The following is an 18,730-nucleotide window of genomic DNA, read 5'->3' as shown; positions in this document are numbered from 1 at the left end:
ATGTGGGCACATGACGAACGGCAAGGGCCCGTTCGGGTCTAACCCCGACTCCGAAAAGACGGTGATCAAGCCCAATCCGGGCGGCCGGCGTGACGGCCAGGGTGTGCCTTATACCGGCGCAACCCCCGCGCCTGCCCAGGACATCTGGGGCGGCCCCCGCGTGGCGGCAGGTGCTGCAGCGCCGCAGCCTCCTCAGGGCCACCCCTATCAATCCCTGGCCGAGACGCCGCGCGCCCAGCCTCCCCTGCCGATCGGGCCCGCCACGGTGGATCTCGAAGCGCTCGGCGTCAGCGACAAGACCGGCGGGCCCAATCCCATCCTCGAAGCGGCCATGCCCCTGCTGCTGGTGCTGGCCAATATCCGGATCGCCAGGCAGGTTCCCCAGGTTGCGCCGATGATGAGCACGGTGGCGCAGGGCATCGAGACCTTCGAGGCCGAACTCAATGCGCGTGGCATTCCCGAACCCCAGGTGCGCACCGCCAAATATGCTGTCTGCGCCACCGCCGACGACATCGTGCAGAACCTGCCGAGCTCGGACCGCAATCTGTGGACGCAATACAGCATGCTGAGCCGCTATTTCCAGGTGCGCGACAGCGGCGTCGGCTTTTTCGATGAACTTGCCAAGCTGCGGCAGCATTCGCAGATCAACCACAATCTGCTCGGCCTGATGCATGCCTGCATGTCACTCGGCTTCGAAGGCAAATACCGGGTGGCCGGCGGCGACGTCCCGCATCAGCAGATCCGCCGCGACCTCTACGAAACCCTGCGCGCACGGGAGGCGCGGGTGACGGATCATATCTCGCCGCATTGGCGCGGGCAGGACATCGCTGCGGCCTATGTGCGCCGGACCGTGCCTTTGTGGGCGATCACCTCCGTCGCCGCCGGCCTGCTCCTCCTCAGCTTCCTGGTGTTCCGCTGGCTGCTCGGCGGCATGTCCGATACGGCGAGCGCCGGCCTGCTGGCGCTGCATCCGAATGGCGATATCCATATCTATCGCACCGTGCCGGCGCCTCCTCCGCCACCCCCGCCGATCAAGGTCACCACCCAGCTCGAGCGCATCCGCGAGCGCCTGAAGGACGACATCGCCGCCAAGAAGGCTTCGGCCGACTATTCCGGCAAGGACATCGTGGTGCGCCTCCTCAACGATTCCCTGTTCGACAAGGGCAGCACCACCCTGCGCCCGGATGCCGTGCCCGTCATCGGCCATATCGCAGCGGCGCTCGACAAGGAGCCCGGCCAGATCCGCATCGTCGGGCATACGGATAACACGCCGGTGCGCGCCACCCTGCGCTACAAGGACAACCAGCAGCTTTCCGAGCAGCGGGCGCAGGCGGTCGAGAAGATCCTGGTCGGCGGCATTGCCGATCCCAAGCGCCTGACGACGTCGGGGCAAGCTGATACAGCGCCGATCGATCTCAGCAACACGGCCGAGGGCCGGGCCAAGAACCGGCGCGTCGAGGTGTTCATCCCGCGCGAGGATATGTGATGAAGCGCTGGATCATCTTCGTCGTCAGCTTTTTGGCCGTGGTGGCGCTGTGCGCAGTGATCTGGCTGGTGCTGCCGCTTGTCACCGTCGCCGGCATCGAGCCCTTCGACAGTCCCTGGCTGCGGCTGGCGCTGATCGGCCTGCTGCTGGCGATCTATTTCTGCTGGCTGGCCTATCGCATCTACAAGCACGGGCAATCGGCCAGGGCGCTCGCCGAGAACATCGCGGTGCAGGAGCCCGAGGATGACGGCTCGGATGCCTCCGTGCTGGCCGAGAAGATGCGCGACGCCCTGCTCACGCTCAAGGGCTCGCGCCGCACCAAGGGCGACTTCCTCTACGAGCTGCCCTGGTATCTCATCGTCGGACCGCCCGGCGCCGGCAAGACCACGGCCCTGATGAATTGCGGCCTGAAATTCCCGCTGGCTGCCCATACCGGCCCGATCGCGGGCAGCGGCGGCACGCGTTACTGCGATTGGTGGTTCACCGAGGACGCCGTCTTCATCGACACCGCCGGCCGTTATACCACGCAGGATTCCGACACCGAATCCGACCGCAAGAGCTGGCTTTCCTTCCTCGACCTCCTCAAGCGCCACCGTGAGCGCCAGCCCATCAATGGCGTGCTGGTGGCCATCTCGATCGGCGACCTCCTGTCGATGAAGGAGGCCGAACTCGGCGCTCACGCCGTCGCCATCCGCAAGCGCCTGGCCGAGCTCAACAATCGCCTGCAGGTCGATTTCCCGGTCTATGTCATCTTCACCAAGGCCGACCTCATTGCCGGCTTCATGGAGTATTTCGGCAATCTCGATCCCGAGGAGCGCAAGGCGGTCTGGGGGGCGACCTTCCAGACCAGGAACAAGAAGGAAAACCGGGTCAGCGACGTCGGACCGGAGATCGACCTTCTGGTCTCGCGGCTGAGCGCCGAATTGTCCGATCGCCTGCAGGAGGAGCCTGATCCGATTTCGCGCGTGAGGCTCACCGGCCTGCCGTCCCAGCTTGCGGCGCTGAAGCCCACCATAACCCGCTTCCTCAACCAGATCTTCGAGCCGACGCGCTATCAGACCAGCGCCGCCTTGCGCGGCTTCTACTTCACCTCCGGCACCCAGGAAGGCACGCCGATCGATCAGTTGCTGGGTTCGCTGTCGCGCGATCTCGGTCTGCAGGCGGGCGCCAGCCTTGCTTATTCAGGAAAAGCCAAGAGCTTCTTTCTGGAGCACCTGCTCACCAAGGTCGTGTTCGGCGAGGCGGGCTGGGTCTCCACCAATGCCGCCGCAGTGCGTCGTAAGATCCTCTTGCAGACCTCGGGCTATGTGCTCGTCGCCGGCGTGACGCTGGCTGCGCTTGGCGGCTGGTTGACCAGCTATTACGGTAACAAGACACTGATCGACCGCACCGATGCCGCCACCGCCGCCTATGCCAACGACACGGCGGGCCTGCTCAAGGAGGATCCGATCAACGATGCCGATTTCCTCAAGATCGTCGGGCCGCTCGACAAGCTGCGCGATTTTCCCTGGGGCTATGATCGGCTCGACAGCGAACCGCAGATCAAGGACACACTGGGACTGGGCCAGCACAAGCGCATCGGCACGGCAAGCGTGGCTGCCTATCGCGATGGGCTGGATCGGCTGCTGCGGCCGCGCATCCTCTTCCATCTCGAAAAACGGCTCGCCGACCTGCAGGACCAGCCGGAGCAGCTCTACGAGCCGCTCAAGGTCTATATGATGCTGGGCGGCGATCCCGTCATTCCGGTGGACACCGCGCTGATCGAGGGCTGGATGCGGGGAGATTGGGAAAGCCTCTATCCGGGCGAGCCCAACAAGGCGACACGCGACAGCCTGGACCGGCATCTCGACGCCATGCTCGGCATCGAGGGCACGCCGCGCCCGATCGCCCTCAATGGCGATCTCGTCAAGGCGAGCCAGGTGGCCTTGACACGGCTGTCGCTGGCCGAACGCGCCTTTGCCATCATCAAGTCGACCGCCCACGACCAGAGCGTCAGGGATTGGACCGTGGCGGGCAATGCCGGACCCGATGCCGCCGTCGTCTTCGGCACCAATGACGGTTCACCCATCGAGAGCGTCGGCGTCCAGTCGCTGTTCACCTATGACGGTTTCTATGCCCTGTTCCTCGACAAGATGAAGTCGGTCATCACGCTTTTGCAGAATGAGCGCTGGGTCCTGGGCGAGGCGGGCAGCACGCAGGCCATCGACGAGCAATATGCCAATCTCGGCCCCGATCTCTACCGCATCTACGACCAGGAATTCATCAAGGCGTGGACGGCGGCGCTGGCGAAGTTGAAACTCAACAGCTTCGCTGCCGACAAGCCCGGCTATGCCACGCTGCGGGCTGCCACCGGCGCCGCTTCGCCGATTAAGCTCTTGTTTGAGTCCATCTCGGCGCAAACCAGGCTGACGGAAGCACGGCAGGGCGCCGATAGCGACGTCGGCGGCAAGCTAAAGGATGCGGCGGTTAAGGCCGCCACCAAGGCTGTCACCAGAGCGGCCGGCAGCAAGCTCGATGACATGGCAGCGATCGGCCTCGACGCCGCCAAGAAAGCCGCCGGCCGTGGCGGCAATGTCGAGGCGCCTTTCGTGCCCGGTGCTATCATCCAGGAACATTTCCGCCGCTATCACGACCTCGTTCGCAAGAACGGCGACAAGAGCCAGATCGACCTCCTGGTCGAGCAGCTGAAGGGGCTTTACCAGAGCCTGATCGACGAGCAGGATTTCGAGCGCGCCGCGCAGGCCCGGCAGAACATGCAGACTTTCCTCGGCTCCATCGCCACCAGCTCGTCGCGCCTGGAAGCTCCCTTCGACGTCGTGTTCCGCGATGCCATGGCGGAGTTCGAGCAGAAAATCGTCGGCGACAAGGTCGATGACCTCAAGGGCGCGCTGAAAGGTTCCGTGACGCGCGAATGCCTCAACATCGTCGGCAACAAATATCCCTTCTCGCCCGGCAGCAAGCAGGAGGTGCCGATCGGCGAGTTCGGCCGCCTGTTCGGGCCGAACGGCATCTTCGATACCTTCTTCCGCGAAAAGCTGGCGGGGCTGGTGGATACATCCGGCGCGGCCTGGGGCTGGAAGCAGAATTCGAAGTTCAGCCAGGCGCTGTCGCCCGAGACGCTGCGCCAGTTCCAGAACGCGGCGCGCATCAAGGAGGCGTTCTTCAGCGGACGCGGCACCTCGCCCAATGTGAAATTCGCACTGGTGACCCAGTCGATGAGCCAGAAGACGGCCTCGGTGAGCTTCGAGGTCAACGGCACCAAGCTCGACAGCCCGTTCGGCGTGAGCTCGCGCGGGGATTTCGAATGGCCGGGCCGCTCTCCCGACGGCACCGCCTCGATCACCATGCCCGAAAGCGACGGCACATCACCCAGCTTGCGCTTCACCGGCGGCTGGGCGCTCTATCGCCTGCTGCAGAAGGGCGACATGCGCCAATCCGGCAACAAGGCGACGGCCCGTTTCGTCGTCGGCGGCCGGGAAGTCACTTATCAATTGACCTTCGATACACTCGACAATCCCTTCACCATCCTGTCGCAACTCAAATTCGCCTGTCCGTCGGATCTCTAGAGCGGCCCTCATGATGACAATGTGCGGCATGTTCGGAAAGCTGCCCTCCAAGCGGGACTTCGTGGCCTACAACATGCCGCGGCCCTTCCTCGACCAATGGGAGGAGTGGCTCCAGAGTGCCGTCGCCGCCAGCCGGCACGCGCTCGCCGAGCGCTGGCAAGAGATCTATCTGAGCTTTCCGATCTGGCGCTTCTGGTGCGGCAGGCGGGTCTTCGGCACGCCGGTGACCGGTGCGCTGATGGCCTCGGTCGACGGGGTCGGGCGTTATTTCCCGCTGACGATATGCGCCTGCGAGCCGCCCGATGCCTATCTGGAGCCGCCGCCTTCGCGGGGGCTCGACCAGTGGCACGAAGGCTGCGAGCAGTTCCTGCTCCATATGCTCGATGACCAGTTCGAGCGCGAGCCGTCTCATCTGCTGGCGCAGATCCCGTTCCCGCCCCTGGCATCGCGCCTGCCGCCGCCGCAGCGCGATGGTGGTCTGCTGCTCTGGCCTGGCGAAGACCTGCCGATTGCCGATGCTTTCCGCTCGCTCGACATGGCGGATGGGGATGCGCGCAACGGCGCCCGCAGCTATTGGTGGACGCATGGCGGCCAAGGGGCGCATCCTGGCGGGCACACCGCCAGGCTCGTGGTGACTGAGGGCAAGCCCGGCGCCCAGTTCTTTTCGTTCCTGATGACAGGGGAGGCTGTTTGATGGACCCTTGGGCATCCAGCGAGCATCTGAAATTCGAAACCGCGGCGCTGACCCATCCGGGCCATGTGCGTCGCTTCAACGAGGATTGCATCTTTACCGATGGCGCGCGTGGCATCTGGATGGTGGCAGACGGGATGGGCGGCCACCGCGACGGCAATCTCGCCAGCGCGATGATCGGCGATGCCGCGCGAGGCCTCGGCAAGACCGCATCCTTGATGGAATTCGCGGAGGCGTTCCGGCGCGAGATCGCCACCGTCAACGCCGAACTGCTGGCCCGCTCCCAGGGCCGGCCCGAGCTTATCGTCGGCTCGACGGTCGTGGCGCTGCTGACCGTTGATGGCAATTATTGCTGCTTGTGGGCCGGCGATTCCCGCTGTTACCTGATGCGTGGGGAGCGTATCGAGCAGCTCTCGCATGACCATACCGAAGTGCAGGAATTGGTGGATCGCGGCATCATCAGCCAGGAAGAGGCGGTAAGCTGGCCACGCCGCAACGTGGTGACCCGCGCCGTCGGCGCCATCGATGATTTCGAGCTCGAACAGGCCACCGGTGTGATAAAGTCGGGGGATCGTTTCGTCCTGTGCAGCGATGGCCTGACCGGGCATGTCAAGGATGAGGAAATCCTCGCCGTGAGCACCGGGCTGAGCGCCAACCAGGCGAGCCACGAACTTCTCGAACTTGCCTTGGCGCGCGGTGGCAAGGACAATATCTCCGTTGTCGTCGTCAATGTCGTCGACAGGGGCGCGACAACGCTTGTGATGCGATAATGGCGCCGATGGAACCGTCCTCGAACGATGAGCGAACCCGGATCGCGATCCGCGGTTCGGCCGTGAGCATCGGCGCCGAACTCAATCAGACCTATCGCATCGACGCACTTCTCGGCGTCGGCGGCATGGGAGAAGTCTATAAGGGCCACAACATCCAGACCGGCGACCCGGTGGCGATCAAGATCGTTCTGCCGGAATTTGCCGAGGACGAGACCATTCTCGGCCTGTTCCGCAAGGAAGCGCGGATCCTCAACCATCTCTATCACGAGGCAATCGTCCGCTACTACGTGTTTTCGATCGATCCGGCGCTGTCGCGACCCTATCTGGCGATGGAGTATGTGGACGGCCCGTCGCTCGCGGCCCATGTGAAGAATGCACCGCTCACTGCCGCCGAATTCATGCCCTTGCTGCGCCGGCTGGCCGACGGCCTGCATCGGGCGCATCTTGCCGGCGTCATTCACCGCGACATGTCGCCCGACAATGTCATCCTGCCGGGCGGCCTGGTCCAGAATGCCAAGATCATCGATTTCGGCATTGCGCGTTCAGCCAATGTCGGTGGCGAAACCTTGCTGGGCGGCAGTTTTGCCGGAAAATATAATTTCGTCTCGCCCGAGCAGCTCGGCCTCTTCGGCGGCGAAGTCACGCCCAAATCAGACATTTACAGCCTCGCTTTGGTGATGGCGGCCGCGATGCGCGGCCGCGCGCTGGACATGACCGGCTCGCAACTCGACATCATCGAAAAACGCCGCAACGTGCCCGATCTCGATGGCGTTCCCAGGCAGTTCCATGCCGTGCTGGCGGCGATGCTGGCGCCCGATCCGGCGGGGCGGCCGGAGGACATGGCCGCCATCCGCGACTGGCCGGACGGGCCGGCGACACCCAAGGCGAAGGCCGAGAAGCCGAAAGCCGAAAAGCCCAAGACTGTTGCGGCCAGATCGTCGGAAGCTTCCTCGACAAGGCCTTCGCACGTCCTGCGCAACACGGCTTTTGCCGTCACTGCCGTCGCGGTCATCGGCCTTGGTGTGGCGGGAGGCTGGATCTACACGGAGGGGGGGCTGTTCTCTGGCAACACCCCGCCCATTGGCGGTCAACCCGACAACAAGCAGCCGGATGGCAACAGCCAGGAAACCCTGGCCAGACAGGAGTCTGAGCGCCGTGAGCGCTTGGGCAAGCAACTTGCGAGCGCCGGCCAGGACGTGGCGGCGCTGAAGAGCTTCCTCGATCAGTGCGGCGCGGACTGCCCCGACGATCTCGCCCGCCAGGCGAGAGACAGCATCAGCACCCAGGAGGCGCAGGCCAAGCGCCGTGCGGACCTGGCAAACCGGCTTGCGAGCGCTGGCCAGGACGTGGCGGCGCTGAAGAGTTTCCTCGACCAGTGCGGCGCGGACTGCCCCGATGATCTCGCCCGCCAGGCGAGGGGCAGCATCAGCACCCAGGAGGCGCAGGCCAAGCGCCGTGCGGACCTGGCAAACCAGCTTGCGAGCGCTGGTCAGGACGTGGCGGCGCTGAAGAGCTTCCTCGAGCAGTGCGGCGCGGACTGCCCCGGCGATCTCGCCCAGCAAGCCCGGACCCGTATCGATGCCGCAAAAGAACTGACCGTGCAGCATGATCGCCTCGCGGCCCAGCTCACGGCTGCCGGCAAGAATGCCACAGCACTCAGGCGGTTCCTTGATCAATGCGGTGCCGATTGTCCCGATGATCTGGCTGCAAAGGCTAAAGCCGCGCTGGAAGGCACCAAATTGGCGGCGGTTACATCACCGACGCCGGCCGCGCTCAGGGATTTCGTCGCCGGTTTTGGAGCGGATAGCTGCTTTTCTGCGACGGCGGACGATGTAACGGCGAGTTCCGCAAGCGTCACCGCGCTCGGCACGGCGGCGACGGACCAGAGCTTCGCCGATGCCTTCAAGCTGAAGGCGGGTTTTGCGCCGACGGTGAAACTCGATGCGGTCTCCGACCAGCAGTGCGGCTTCGTCGGGGCGTTGCGCCGGATGTCGGTTGTTGGCGCGCCGCCGTTGAAGATGGTGTTGAGCAAAGCGGAAATTCGAGGCGGCGACGCGGACAAGGGGACGCCGGGCGACCCGCTTACTGTTTCCGTGACCGGGGCGGGCGAACGTAACATCTATCTGTTCGTGATGGACCATAAGGGCGGAATCCAGAACATCAATCGGCTCTGTGCCTCCTGCATCACCATGAAGACGGGAGAAATCGAGGCCGGACTCAGCCTGTCGGCGCCGGCCAAGATCGAGGGCGAAGCTCGGCCAGCCTTTTTCCCCATGCTGGTGTTCGCGGTGGCCTCGTCGCGGCCGCTGATCAGCATCAATGCGCAGGATGCCTTCGAGGCGGATGATTTCATCGCGCCTTTCCTCAAGGAGATCGCCAATGCCCGCGACGTTACCACGGCGGTGGGCTATCTCAAGCTGCGCGACCAGTGACGGCGCACAGAAAGACAGACTGAGGGGCAGGTCCTGGGGGAGGGACGCAACCCTTCTTCCTCCAAGAGGTTACAGGCGCTGAGAATCTCTACAGCATCTCCTGAGAATGCCGTGCTGTTTCTTCATGTAAAAGACCGGCATGATTTGCTTTGCTAAAGAGAATACTGATCTTTTTTCAGCATCGTGTTTGCTCACTGTATCGAGCGTGACATTGTAAAATATTGTTGCTGCGTCGCTTTTTCAGAAATCCGACGTCCGATTTTCAGCACTGTTTTCTAGAGTGTGCTTTTGAGCACTTACCAATTCTCCTTGAATCGATAAAGATCGACAAGAGAATTACCGATAGCATTTGTTCATAATGTTTTTCTCAGTAAATATTTAAGCCAATTACGTTATGGTACTGAAGTATTAATAATATATAAAAGCGCGAAAACTTCCGGTTAAAATCAATTGGAGTCCCTATGGCTGACCCCATCATGCTGGATAAGAACGTAATTACATCGATCGCGAGAAATAATCAGCCGGCTGCTGAGAGTTTGAAGAAATACTTAAACGCCGGTACGCCAGTTTATATTTCACGCGCTGCTTACGACGAGTTGGTGACGCGGGCGCAAACGCAAAAACAAGGCGGCGAGTATGATTGGCTGCTCAAGGATGCGCGGATCACGATCGCCCCGGCAGGCAGCATCAAGGACCGGGGCGACGTCTATGCCGACAACATCCAATATGCTCCTGCTCCCAATCGGCCGCAGTTGAAGGATTTCTCGCGCAAGGACGATACCACGAAGCCCGGCGACGTGTTTGTCGTGGCACAGGCCAAGGCCATCAACGCGCGTTTGTGGACCTTCGACAGGAAGGTGCAGAATGCGGCACCCGCGCTCGGTGTCAGACTGGCGCCGGAATGCAGCATTGGCGACCGCAGCGGCGTCGAGGACGTGGCGGTAGGCCGGAAATTACTCGGACTGAATCCACGCACCATCGGCGCCGACGGCAAGCCGGTGCCGCCATCGGGAGGATCGGGGGGCGGCTCCGGCGGCAGCTATTCGATCGGGATAGCGGACAACAGCGTGCCGGAATTCGTGGGACCGTCCCCCAAGGGCATGGCGACGATAGCCGGGATCCAGCTGGCCTTCGAAGGGGTCAATTTCGTCCTCAACCTGGTCAACGACTACATCCAGAAGGAAAAGGTCACGCAGGCACTGGACCAGATCAGGCAAACCATAGCCGGCGAACGCGCCTCCAATCCGCGAATGGGTATCCTGCTGTTGTTTTACTATAGCCAGTATCAGGCTGCCGATGAGAGCCTCATCAAGCCGGGCGCTGTGTTCGATCACCTGGCCTGGGGAAAAGGAACCACCCGAGACGAGGCGCTGCGCGATGCCTTGAGCGTGCCGACGCTATCGCAGGGCGTCGGGCCAAATGAACGGGCCTTTTCGCAGGAAGTCTGGATCGCGCCGCTTCAGAAATCCGCCATCACGACCGCCAAATGTCCCTTTAAACCTGTTGCGGTAGGGCGATTCTTCCTTGGCGACTCCAACAAGGCGAAATTTCAACAGGTGGATTTCAGTATTCTTGGTGGCTTTGACGATGTGGTCGAGACGAGCGTCGAATTACCGGCCAATACCAATGTCGATTTTGTCGTCCTTGATCCACCAAGCCAGGTCTACTGGTACAATATGAATGGCCGGCAAGCCGTCCACGTGCCGCTTCTGGAGGATAAAACGGCGAACGAGAACATCATCAAGGTGGTAGATCTCGATCCATGGAGTCCCTTCCATGCGAAAGCGGCCATGGTTTTTCCCGTGGACGAATGGACGGAAAAAATATTTGGACAAGTTTCACCCACGGGCAATTATTTCAGTCTCGGGACCTATGTGAATTTCAGCATGATCCGTTGGGTGCGCACCAAAAATATTCATCTGCTGCGCTTCTTGTAGCTGTCCATGATGGATGATCGGGGCCAGGGCGTTGCAATCATTGCGCGAATCCGGCCCGCAATCCTTCCAGGCAATCTAATTTGGACCCTTGGCGGCGCTGCGCGGTTTGAGCGGCTCCCAGACATAGTCCCAATTAGCGATTTTGCCGGTCAGCCCCGGCGTATATCGGCATTTCGGGCGATTGCCGGGCAGACCGGGTGTCGCCGTCGGGCCGACCTCGAGTGTGGCCTTAATTGCCTTGGCAAGCAGCCGGGAGGTGGATGCGGGGAACGGCCGGCGTCGAGATGACTACCCGCCAATGAGTACGGTCGGCCACATGCCCACGATCGTGCCGCCATGGGCGGTGAGATCGCCGATGCGCGCCGCCAACTGGCCATTGACCAGGACGGTGGTCGAGCCCAGCGCGATCACGTCGGGCGGCCCGACGCAGATGCAGAGATCCCCGACCCGCGCTTGCGGCTGGCCGCCGGTGAAGACATTCACCGACGCCATCACGATCGGGCCACCGACATGGGGCACCAGCACATTCACCAGCGGGCAGACATGCATGTCGCCTAGACGTGAAGCCGGTTGTCCCATCAGCCACTTCCTGTTCCGCGTCAGTGAGGAGCGAACGCACGAGCTGGTCGCCTAATCTGTCCGATTGCAGTGGTTTTGTCACGCCGCGGCAATGGTGCACGCCGATCATAGGCCGAGGCGACCCATGGCACATCCTTCAAACAAGGGAGTCGGGGCGGGGAACTGTGGCGAGAGGGCTTGGTCCCGCTTCGGCCGGCGCGGCCGGTCTATCCAAGGCGCGCCGGATCGAGCGGCTTGTGACAGCGCGATTGACGCCAAAGGCGGGGATTGGCAAGCTCGCGGGGAGCAGGCAAATAAACGGTTCCGGCAGCACCGGGCGGATGGGTTGCGAGCGCGCCTTGCAGCGTTGATCGCCGTTCCGTCGCGAAGACAACGCCGGACTGGAGGATATCACACCATGACGGATGCACCCTCCGCGCAAGCACCCCAACCCATCGTCCGGGTTGCCGTGGTCGAAGACGACCCGGCGGCCCTCGAACGCATCACCGCGGCGCTGGAAGCGGCGCCGGATATCTCGGTCACGGCCAGCGCGCCGAATACCGCCACCGGCAAAACCCTGATCGACAAGGGCGGGTTCGACGTGTTGCTGTGCGATCTCGGGCTGCCGGATGGTTCCGGCATCGGCCTCATCCGCTATGCGGCCCAGAAATATGCCGACGTCGATATCATGGTCATCACGATTTTCGCCGACCAGGACAAGGTATTGGAGAGCATCAAGGCCGGCGCGCGCGGCTATCTTTTGAAGGATGAGCGTTTCGACAGCTTTGCGGAGAGTATCCGCGAGGTACGGCGCGGTGGTTCGCCGATCAGTCCGGTCATTGCCCGCCAATTGCTCAAGGAGTTCCAGCCGCGCGAGCAGGAAGCGGACAAGAAGGGCCTCGAATTGCTATCGAAGCGCGAGCTCGAAGTGCTCAAGCTCTTGGCGCGCGGTTTCACCTTCGTGGAGATCGGCGACATACTCAAGATCGGCCGCAGCACCGTGGCGACCTATGTCAAGAACATCTACCAGAAGCTCGAAGTGAATTCGCGTGCCGAGGCCGTCTTTGAAGCCTCAAGCATGGGCGTCATCAACATGCCGCGCTAAGAGGCTGTCATAGCCTGCGACAGCCTCCAAGGCGCACCGGAAATCCGACGGAACGGACCGAAGCTCGAAAATATCCGAGCCCTCCTCGCACGGCGGGGTGAACGCCTGGCGCAGTTCGAGCCTTTGCCTGGGTCGACCCGCTTTTGTCGGACTTTCTCTCCATATGTCGGCTCGATTGCCTACTCCTTTTTAGGCCTCATCTTGGGCTTGGAATCAATCTTGCGTTCTATACTGAGTTAAGAGAAGATACGCCCCCAACAGGCTCAGTCATCGCCGCACGCTTCTCTGATCGTCGTAACATTCACAAGGAGGCGAGCAGGGGGAAGTCTTCGTCACAAGATTACCGGCTCGTGATTGCATCGGGCCGGTGCCGGGTGGATCAAGGCCTCTTGCAGGTGCGCTCCCTGCATGGTGTCACGCCGGAATCACTTGGCCTGTCTAGACTGACATCGGGCCAGTCTCGTTTCCCGAAATTCCCGCAGCACGGCCGGTTTTGCCTTGAGAGAGTCGGTATGTGCCATCGATCACAGTATTCGACGGAGGGGGCTCGGTGCCGGCCCCCCAAATAGGGGATTACGGGGGAGGGGGTTTGGCGCAAGATTGGTTTCGCAAGGGGGATGACACCGCCCGCTGGGCCGGCGCTCACCAACCTCAATGAATTCAGGTGCGATGGTTGGACCTCTTCTGCCGGTCTCCTTCGGCGGGCGGGAACTCCCAGCGCAGTGTCGAGGAAAGAGGCAAAGTCATGGCTGACAGCGGACAGAAGTTCATCAAGCGCAACCGCCCGCCGCGCGTCCAGATCCAGTATGAAGATCCCTACAATGCGGAAAAACTCGTCGAGATTCCCTTTGTCATGGCGGTGATGTCGGACCTGTCCGGCAATGCATCCGAGGTCGAGAAGGCGCCGATCGCCGAGCGCAAATATCTCGACATCGACATGGACAATTTCGACGACCGCATGAAGGCCATCAAGCCCGGTACCAGCTTCAAGGTGACCAACCGGCTCGGCGACGCCAAGGGCGACGAGAAGATGTCGGTCAAGCTCAGCTTCGAGAAAATGAGCGACTTCAACCCGGCCCAGGTCGTCCGCAACATACCGGCGTTGGCCAAGCTGCTGAAGGCGCGCGAGCAGCTCGCCAACCTGCAGCGCTACATGGACGGCAAGGTCGCGGCCGAGGATCAGATCAAGGCTCTGCTGAAGGACCCCGAGCTCATGCGGCTGCTCAAGGACAATAGCGAGCAGGCCAAGCCTGAAGAGAACTGACGGCGACTCCCGCCAGTAGATCAAGCCAGAAGATCAAGTCAGGAGTTCAGCCACATGGCCGAAACAGCCGCTACCCCCCAGACCGTTCCCGCGACCGAAACCCGTGACCTGGAGAGCTTTTCCAGCCTGTTGCGCAAGAGTTTCAAGCCGCGCAACGACAGTGCTGCCACCGAGGTCGAGAATGCCGTCAACACCCTGGTCCGCCAGGCGCTCGAAGATACCTCGCTGGTCAAGGAAGACGTCCTCGACACCATCGACTCGATGATCGCCAAGCTCGACGAGCAGCTGTCGATCCAGCTCAACGAAGTCATCCATGCGCCCGAATTCCAGAAATTGGAGAGTGCCTGGCGCGGCCTCAACTATCTCGTCTTCAATTCCGAAACCGACACCACGCTGAAGATCCGCTTCATGAACGTGTCGAAGGAGGAGCTCTTCCGTGAGTTCAAGGTCTATCCCGGCGCTCGCTGGGACCAGAGTCCGATCTTCAAGAAGCTCTATGAAGCCGAGTATGGGCAGCTGGGCGGTGACCCCTATGGCGCCCTGGTTGGCGACTATTACTTCGACCACTCGCCGCCCGACGTGCAGTTGCTGCGCGATATCAGCAAGGTCGCGGCATCGGCGCATGCGCCCTTCTTCGCGGCAGCCAATCCGGCCCTGTTCGGCATGGACAGCTGGAACGAGCTCACCAATCCGCGCGACATCGGCAAGATCTTCGACACGCCCGATTACGCCGCTTTCCGCTCGCTGCGTGATCAGCCCGATTCACGCTATGTCGGCCTGTGCATGCCGCGCGTCCTGTCGCGCCAGCCCTATGGCGCCAAGTCGGAACCGGTGGAGGAATTCGCCTTCGAGGAGGATACGGACGGCCATCAGGGCAGGAAATATGCCTGGATGAACGCGGCCTACGCCATGGCGGTCAATGTCAACCGCGCCTTCAAGGAATATGGCTGGACGGTGCGTATCCGTGGTGTTCAGTCGGGCGGTGAAGTCGTCAACCTGCCCACCCATACCTTCCCCACCGACGACGGCGGCATCGACCTCAAATGCCCCACCGAAATCGCCATCAGCGATCGGCGCGAGGCGGAACTGTCGAAGTCGGGCGTGCTGCCGCTGATCCATCGCAAGAACACCGACAAGGCGGCCTTCATCGGTGCCCAGTCGCTGTACAAGCCCCGGAAAATGGATACGGACGACGCGACCGCTTCCGAAAACCTCTCGGCCCGGCTGCCTTACATGTTCGCAGTGTCGCGCTTCGCGCATTATCTCAAATGCATGGTGCGGGACAAGATCGGCGCCACGATGGAGCAGGACCAACTGCAGAAATGGCTGCAGACCTGGATCAATCGTTATGTCGACGGCGATCCCAAGAACTCGACCGAGGCAATCAAGGCCAAGAAACCGCTGGCCGCGGCCAAGGTCGAAGTGTTCCCCGACGAGGAAAACCCCGGCTACTACGCCGCCAGGTTCTATCTGAGGCCACACTACCAGCTGGAAGGAATGGATATCGGTATCAGTCTCGTCTCGAGACTGCCCAATAGCCAGAAGTAACACGACAATCCAAGCGGGTCCGCCTGAACGCTCCGGCGAGCGAACGATCCCGCTTGGCCAATTCAATCCGACGGACGCCTTCGGAAAAAGGCACATCCGCTCACATCACAGGAGAGTAAAATGGCCCAATCAGACGCACTACTTCAGATCAATGGTATCGAGGGTGAAACCCAGCAGGACAGCCTCGACGGTTACATGGAGCTGTTGAGCTGGAGCATCGGCGGCTCGAACTCCTCGACCTTCGGCAGCGGCACCGGCGGCGGCAAGGGCAAGTCGGTCCTGCAGGACCTGCATTGCACCAAGGCGGCGGACAAGGCTTCCGCCAACATCTTCAAATATTGCGCCTTCGGCAATCACATCGACGAGGTCAAGCTCGTCGTGCGCAAGGCGGCGGGCGAAGACAAGCTCACCTATATCACCATCACCCTGACCAACTGCTTCATCACCAGTTATCAGACGAGCGGTGGGTCCGACGGTGGCGCGATGGAGAGCTTCTCGGTCACCTATGAGAAGATCAACCACGAGTACCAGCCACAGGACAAGTCCGGCGCTGCCGATGGCGGGTCGATCGAATTCACCTACAATGTCGCCACAGGCAAGGATCAGTAAATCCTCGCCTTTCGGATCCGGGCGGCCGCCCGAGCGTGGCGGCCGCCCGGCCTCGGCAGGGGCTGATCCGTCGGCCCGCGGGACTTGGAACTACAGCGCAAGCAGGACCTCATGCCGGTTTTCAGTGACGGCTGGGCGATCACCGACGCCGAAAACACGACTGAGGGACCAATTCCTTGTTTCGACGCGTCTTCGAGGTTCGGCTCGAGACGCTCCAGCATGTGGAAGATCCATTGAGCCGTTTCCGTGCCGTCAAGAGCGATCGTTTCGTACCTCCCATCATGCATGCCTTTCGGGAGGCTTTCCGCCTGCGCGATGCCGCCAAGCCTATCGACAATCGCAACGATGCCGGCGAGCGGGTCATTGCCGGGCGGCGCACCTCACCGCGTTCGGCCGTCGGCGAGACCGTGCTGCGTTCGGAATTGGGCGAGGACCTTGCCTCCTTGCTCAACACCGTCGAGCTGGCGGCGATCGAGGATCTCAACGGCTTCGACGCCGTGGCGGCCTCGATCCTCAATTTCGGCGTACCGGATCTGACCGCGATCGTCGCCAGTCCCGAGGCGGCGCGACGGGTCGCCCATCTGCTCAAGCAGAGGCTGGAGCTTTATGACTGCCGGCTGGTACCCGGCACGGTCACCATATCCGGCGAGCCGCTCGACGATAGCGCTTCCGGCCAACTGAGGTTCCACATCAGCGCCGAAATGGTGTCGACGCCCACCGATATCCCGATAGAGTTCGTGGCGGACGTCGAGGTGGAGAGCGGCAAGATCAGAGTCTTCAAATTGTGATGCCATGAACCGTGAATTTCTCGAGCTCTACAATCGTGAACTTGGCATTCTCAAGGAGGAAGCCAGGCAGTTCGCGGCTGAATTTCCCGGTGTTGCCGAGCGCCTGGGTGGGCTTTTGGAGAACAACACCGACCCGATGATTGCGGGGTTGCTCGAAGGCACCGCCTATCTGGCCTCCCGCGTGCAGCTCAAGCTCAAGCATGAATATGCCGAGTTCACCGACAATCTGCTCGACCAGCTCGTGCCCGATTATCTGGCGCCGGTGCCATCGGCAGCGCTGCTGCGGGTGGAGCCGCCCTATGGCGACCCCAATCTCAAGGATGGCATGAAGATCGCCGCCGGCTCCTATGCCGATGCGCGCTTCGTCGAGCGTGAACGCCGGATTGCCTGCAAATATCGCCTCGCCAGCGAGATCACCTTGTGGCCGTTCGAACTCGGCCAGGCCGAATTCCTGAGCGGGCCGGCGACGCTGCAGGCTCTCGGCATCGAGGCCGGCCCCACCAGCCAGGCGGGCCTCAGGCTGTCCCTGTTGCGGCGGTCCGCCGCCGACCGCCTCACCGAGCCGGCCGACAAGCAGGTGGCACAGCGGCCCGATTGCTGGTTTGCCAACTGCCGGACCGATGAGCTTACGTTCCATATCATCGGCCAGGAGGGCGATGCCGTCAGGCTCTACGAGCAGCTCTTCGGCGCCACCACCGGCATCTATGTTCGCTATCTCGACGAGGCCGGCGATCCCGTCATCCTGCCGCTGCCCAGGAGCTGCCTGGCCCAGATCGGCTTTGCGCCCGACGAACCGTTGTTTCCGTCCGACCGGCGGGTGTTCAGGGGCTTCGATCTCCTGCGCGAATATTTCGTACTGCCGGCGAAATTCCTCGGCTTCAAGCTCACCAATCTCAAGCCTGTCCTCTCGGCGATCCGCACCAATCGCTGCGATATCGTCATCGCCTTCAGCCAGGGTGACAGCCGGCTGCAATCCGTGGTGAGGGCCGACAGCTTCGCCCTTTACGCCGCCGCTGCCTCCAACCTCTTCGAGATGCAGCTGGCGCGCGTGCCCGTGAAGGACAACGAGCATGAGTACCATGTTGTCACCGATCGCTCGCGTCATCTCGATTTCGAGGCCCACCGCCTGATCCGGATGCATGCCCACGTCACCGGCAGCGGTGACAAGATGGAGGTCTATCCGCTCTACGCCGCTCCGCCGCTCGGGGTCTCCGCCACCCAGACGATGTTCTATACCGTGCGGCGCTTGCCCCGCCGCCGCTCGCAGGAGGAACGGCGCAATGCTCAGCCGACGCAATATGTCGGCAGCGACATGTTCGTTACGCTCACCAATCACCGCGACAGGCCTGATGGCCTCCACGTCGCCGAACTCAGCCTGCGGGCGCTGTGCTCCAACCGCCACCTCACCGAACATCTGCCGGTCGGGCAGGGAGGGGCCGATTTCATTCTCGAAGACAAGACCACGCTGAGGGTGGACTGCGTGGTCGGACCGACCCTGCCGCGCGATTCCATCGCCACCGATCCCGAGGCACGCGGCCAGCATGGCGCGGGCGGCACCTCGGCCTGGCGGCTGATCAGCATGCTCAGCCTCAATCATCTCGGGCTCTCGGGCTATGGCACGCGGGATTCGGCCGCGTCGTTGCGCGAGATCCTCTCGCTCTTCGCTACGCGCGGCAGCGCGGCCATCGAACGACGCATCCAGGGCGTCATTGCCGTCGACAGCAGGCCGATCACCCGGCGCATCCGTCAACGCACAGGCGCGGGCGTGGTGCGCGGGCTGGAAGTCACGGTGACACTCGACGAAAAGCATTTCGAAGGCAGCGGCATTTTTCTGCTTGGCGCCATCCTCGATCGCTTCCTCACTGAATTTGTCGGTCTCAACAATGTGGTCGAGACCGTGATCCGCTCGACCGAACGCGGCGAGATCATGCGCTGGCCGGCGCAGCTCGGGCGGCGGCAGCAGCTATGAGCACGCC

Annotated in this window: 13 protein-coding genes; 12 read left to right on the top strand and 1 reads right to left on the bottom strand. The window is 62.2% G+C overall.

The annotated features are described in order from the left end of the window. Nucleotides 1-10 precede the first annotated feature (10 nt). The 6 genes from icmH to ABXS05_RS15910 all read left to right on the top strand — a co-directional run bounded on the left by icmH (nucleotide 11) and on the right by ABXS05_RS15910 (nucleotide 10,882). The gene (icmH, locus tag ABXS05_RS15935) at nucleotides 11-1,486 is read left to right on the top strand and encodes a type IVB secretion system protein IcmH/DotU (protein WP_367624582.1); all 1,476 of its coding nucleotides are present in this window, start codon (nucleotides 11-13) and stop codon (nucleotides 1,484-1,486) included. Further along, nucleotides 1,486-5,052 carry a type VI secretion system membrane subunit TssM gene (gene tssM, locus ABXS05_RS15930; RefSeq protein ID WP_367624581.1) on the top strand — a complete coding sequence of 1,189 codons (3,567 nt, stop codon included), beginning with the start codon at nucleotides 1,486-1,488 and terminating at the stop codon, nucleotides 5,050-5,052. The genes icmH and tssM overlap by 1 nt, the downstream gene beginning before the upstream one ends. Nucleotides 5,053-5,080: 28 nt before the next feature. Beyond that, a complete protein-coding gene (gene tagF / locus ABXS05_RS15925; RefSeq protein ID WP_367624580.1) occupies nucleotides 5,081-5,746 on the top strand; it encodes a type VI secretion system-associated protein TagF in 666 nt (221 codons plus the stop codon). Beyond that, nucleotides 5,746-6,513: a PP2C family protein-serine/threonine phosphatase gene (locus ABXS05_RS15920; protein WP_311943567.1), complete on the top strand. Its 768-nt coding sequence runs from the start codon at nucleotides 5,746-5,748 to the stop codon at nucleotides 6,511-6,513. Before tagF ends, ABXS05_RS15920 begins: the two co-directional genes overlap by 1 nt. Nucleotides 6,514-6,521: 8 nt before the next feature. Beyond that, complete coding sequence (locus ABXS05_RS15915) at nucleotides 6,522-8,945, top strand: serine/threonine-protein kinase (protein ID WP_367624579.1); 2,424 nt, start codon at nucleotides 6,522-6,524, stop codon at nucleotides 8,943-8,945. Between the two features lie 461 nt (nucleotides 8,946-9,406). Next, on the top strand, nucleotides 9,407-10,882 hold the full coding sequence (locus ABXS05_RS15910) for a PIN domain-containing protein (protein WP_367624578.1): 1,476 nt from the start codon (nucleotides 9,407-9,409) through the stop codon (nucleotides 10,880-10,882). A gap of 288 nt (nucleotides 10,883-11,170) precedes the next feature. Here the strand turns inward: ABXS05_RS15910 and ABXS05_RS15905 are convergent, their stop codons facing one another. Beyond that, nucleotides 11,171-11,461 (bottom strand): PAAR domain-containing protein, encoded by a 291-nt coding sequence (locus ABXS05_RS15905; RefSeq protein WP_311943561.1) that lies wholly within the window; start codon nucleotides 11,459-11,461, stop codon nucleotides 11,171-11,173. A 397-nt stretch (nucleotides 11,462-11,858) separates the two neighbouring features. On the opposite strand from ABXS05_RS15905, the gene ABXS05_RS15900 reads away from it, so the two are divergent. From ABXS05_RS15900 to tssF, 6 genes are all read left to right on the top strand, one after another. Continuing rightward, nucleotides 11,859-12,545: a response regulator gene (locus tag ABXS05_RS15900; RefSeq protein WP_311943558.1), complete on the top strand. Its 687-nt coding sequence runs from the start codon at nucleotides 11,859-11,861 to the stop codon at nucleotides 12,543-12,545. 745 nt (nucleotides 12,546-13,290) lie between these two features. Further along, entirely contained in the window at nucleotides 13,291-13,809 is a 519-nt protein-coding gene (gene tssB, locus ABXS05_RS15895) for a type VI secretion system contractile sheath small subunit (protein ID WP_311943556.1), read from the top strand. Nucleotides 13,810-13,863: 54 nt separating this feature from the next. Further along, complete coding sequence (tssC, locus tag ABXS05_RS15890; protein ID WP_311943554.1) at nucleotides 13,864-15,357, top strand: type VI secretion system contractile sheath large subunit; 1,494 nt, start codon at nucleotides 13,864-13,866, stop codon at nucleotides 15,355-15,357. A gap of 120 nt (nucleotides 15,358-15,477) precedes the next feature. Then, nucleotides 15,478-15,966, top strand: coding sequence for an Hcp family type VI secretion system effector (locus tag ABXS05_RS15885; protein WP_311943552.1), 489 nt, complete (start codon nucleotides 15,478-15,480; stop codon nucleotides 15,964-15,966). Nucleotides 15,967-16,199: 233 nt separating this feature from the next. After that, on the top strand, nucleotides 16,200-16,754 hold the full coding sequence (locus tag ABXS05_RS15880) for a type VI secretion system baseplate subunit TssE (RefSeq protein WP_322432232.1): 555 nt from the start codon (nucleotides 16,200-16,202) through the stop codon (nucleotides 16,752-16,754). A gap of 4 nt (nucleotides 16,755-16,758) precedes the next feature. After that, nucleotides 16,759-18,723 carry a type VI secretion system baseplate subunit TssF gene (tssF, locus tag ABXS05_RS15875; RefSeq protein WP_311943548.1) on the top strand — a complete coding sequence of 655 codons (1,965 nt, stop codon included), beginning with the start codon at nucleotides 16,759-16,761 and terminating at the stop codon, nucleotides 18,721-18,723. The last annotated feature ends 7 nt before the right edge of the window (nucleotides 18,724-18,730 follow it).

It is taken from the genome of Labrys neptuniae (assembly GCF_040797145.1).
Classification (GTDB): domain Bacteria; phylum Pseudomonadota; class Alphaproteobacteria; order Rhizobiales; family Labraceae; genus Labrys; species Labrys neptuniae.
This window is presented reverse-complemented; position numbering and strand designations above follow the sequence as displayed.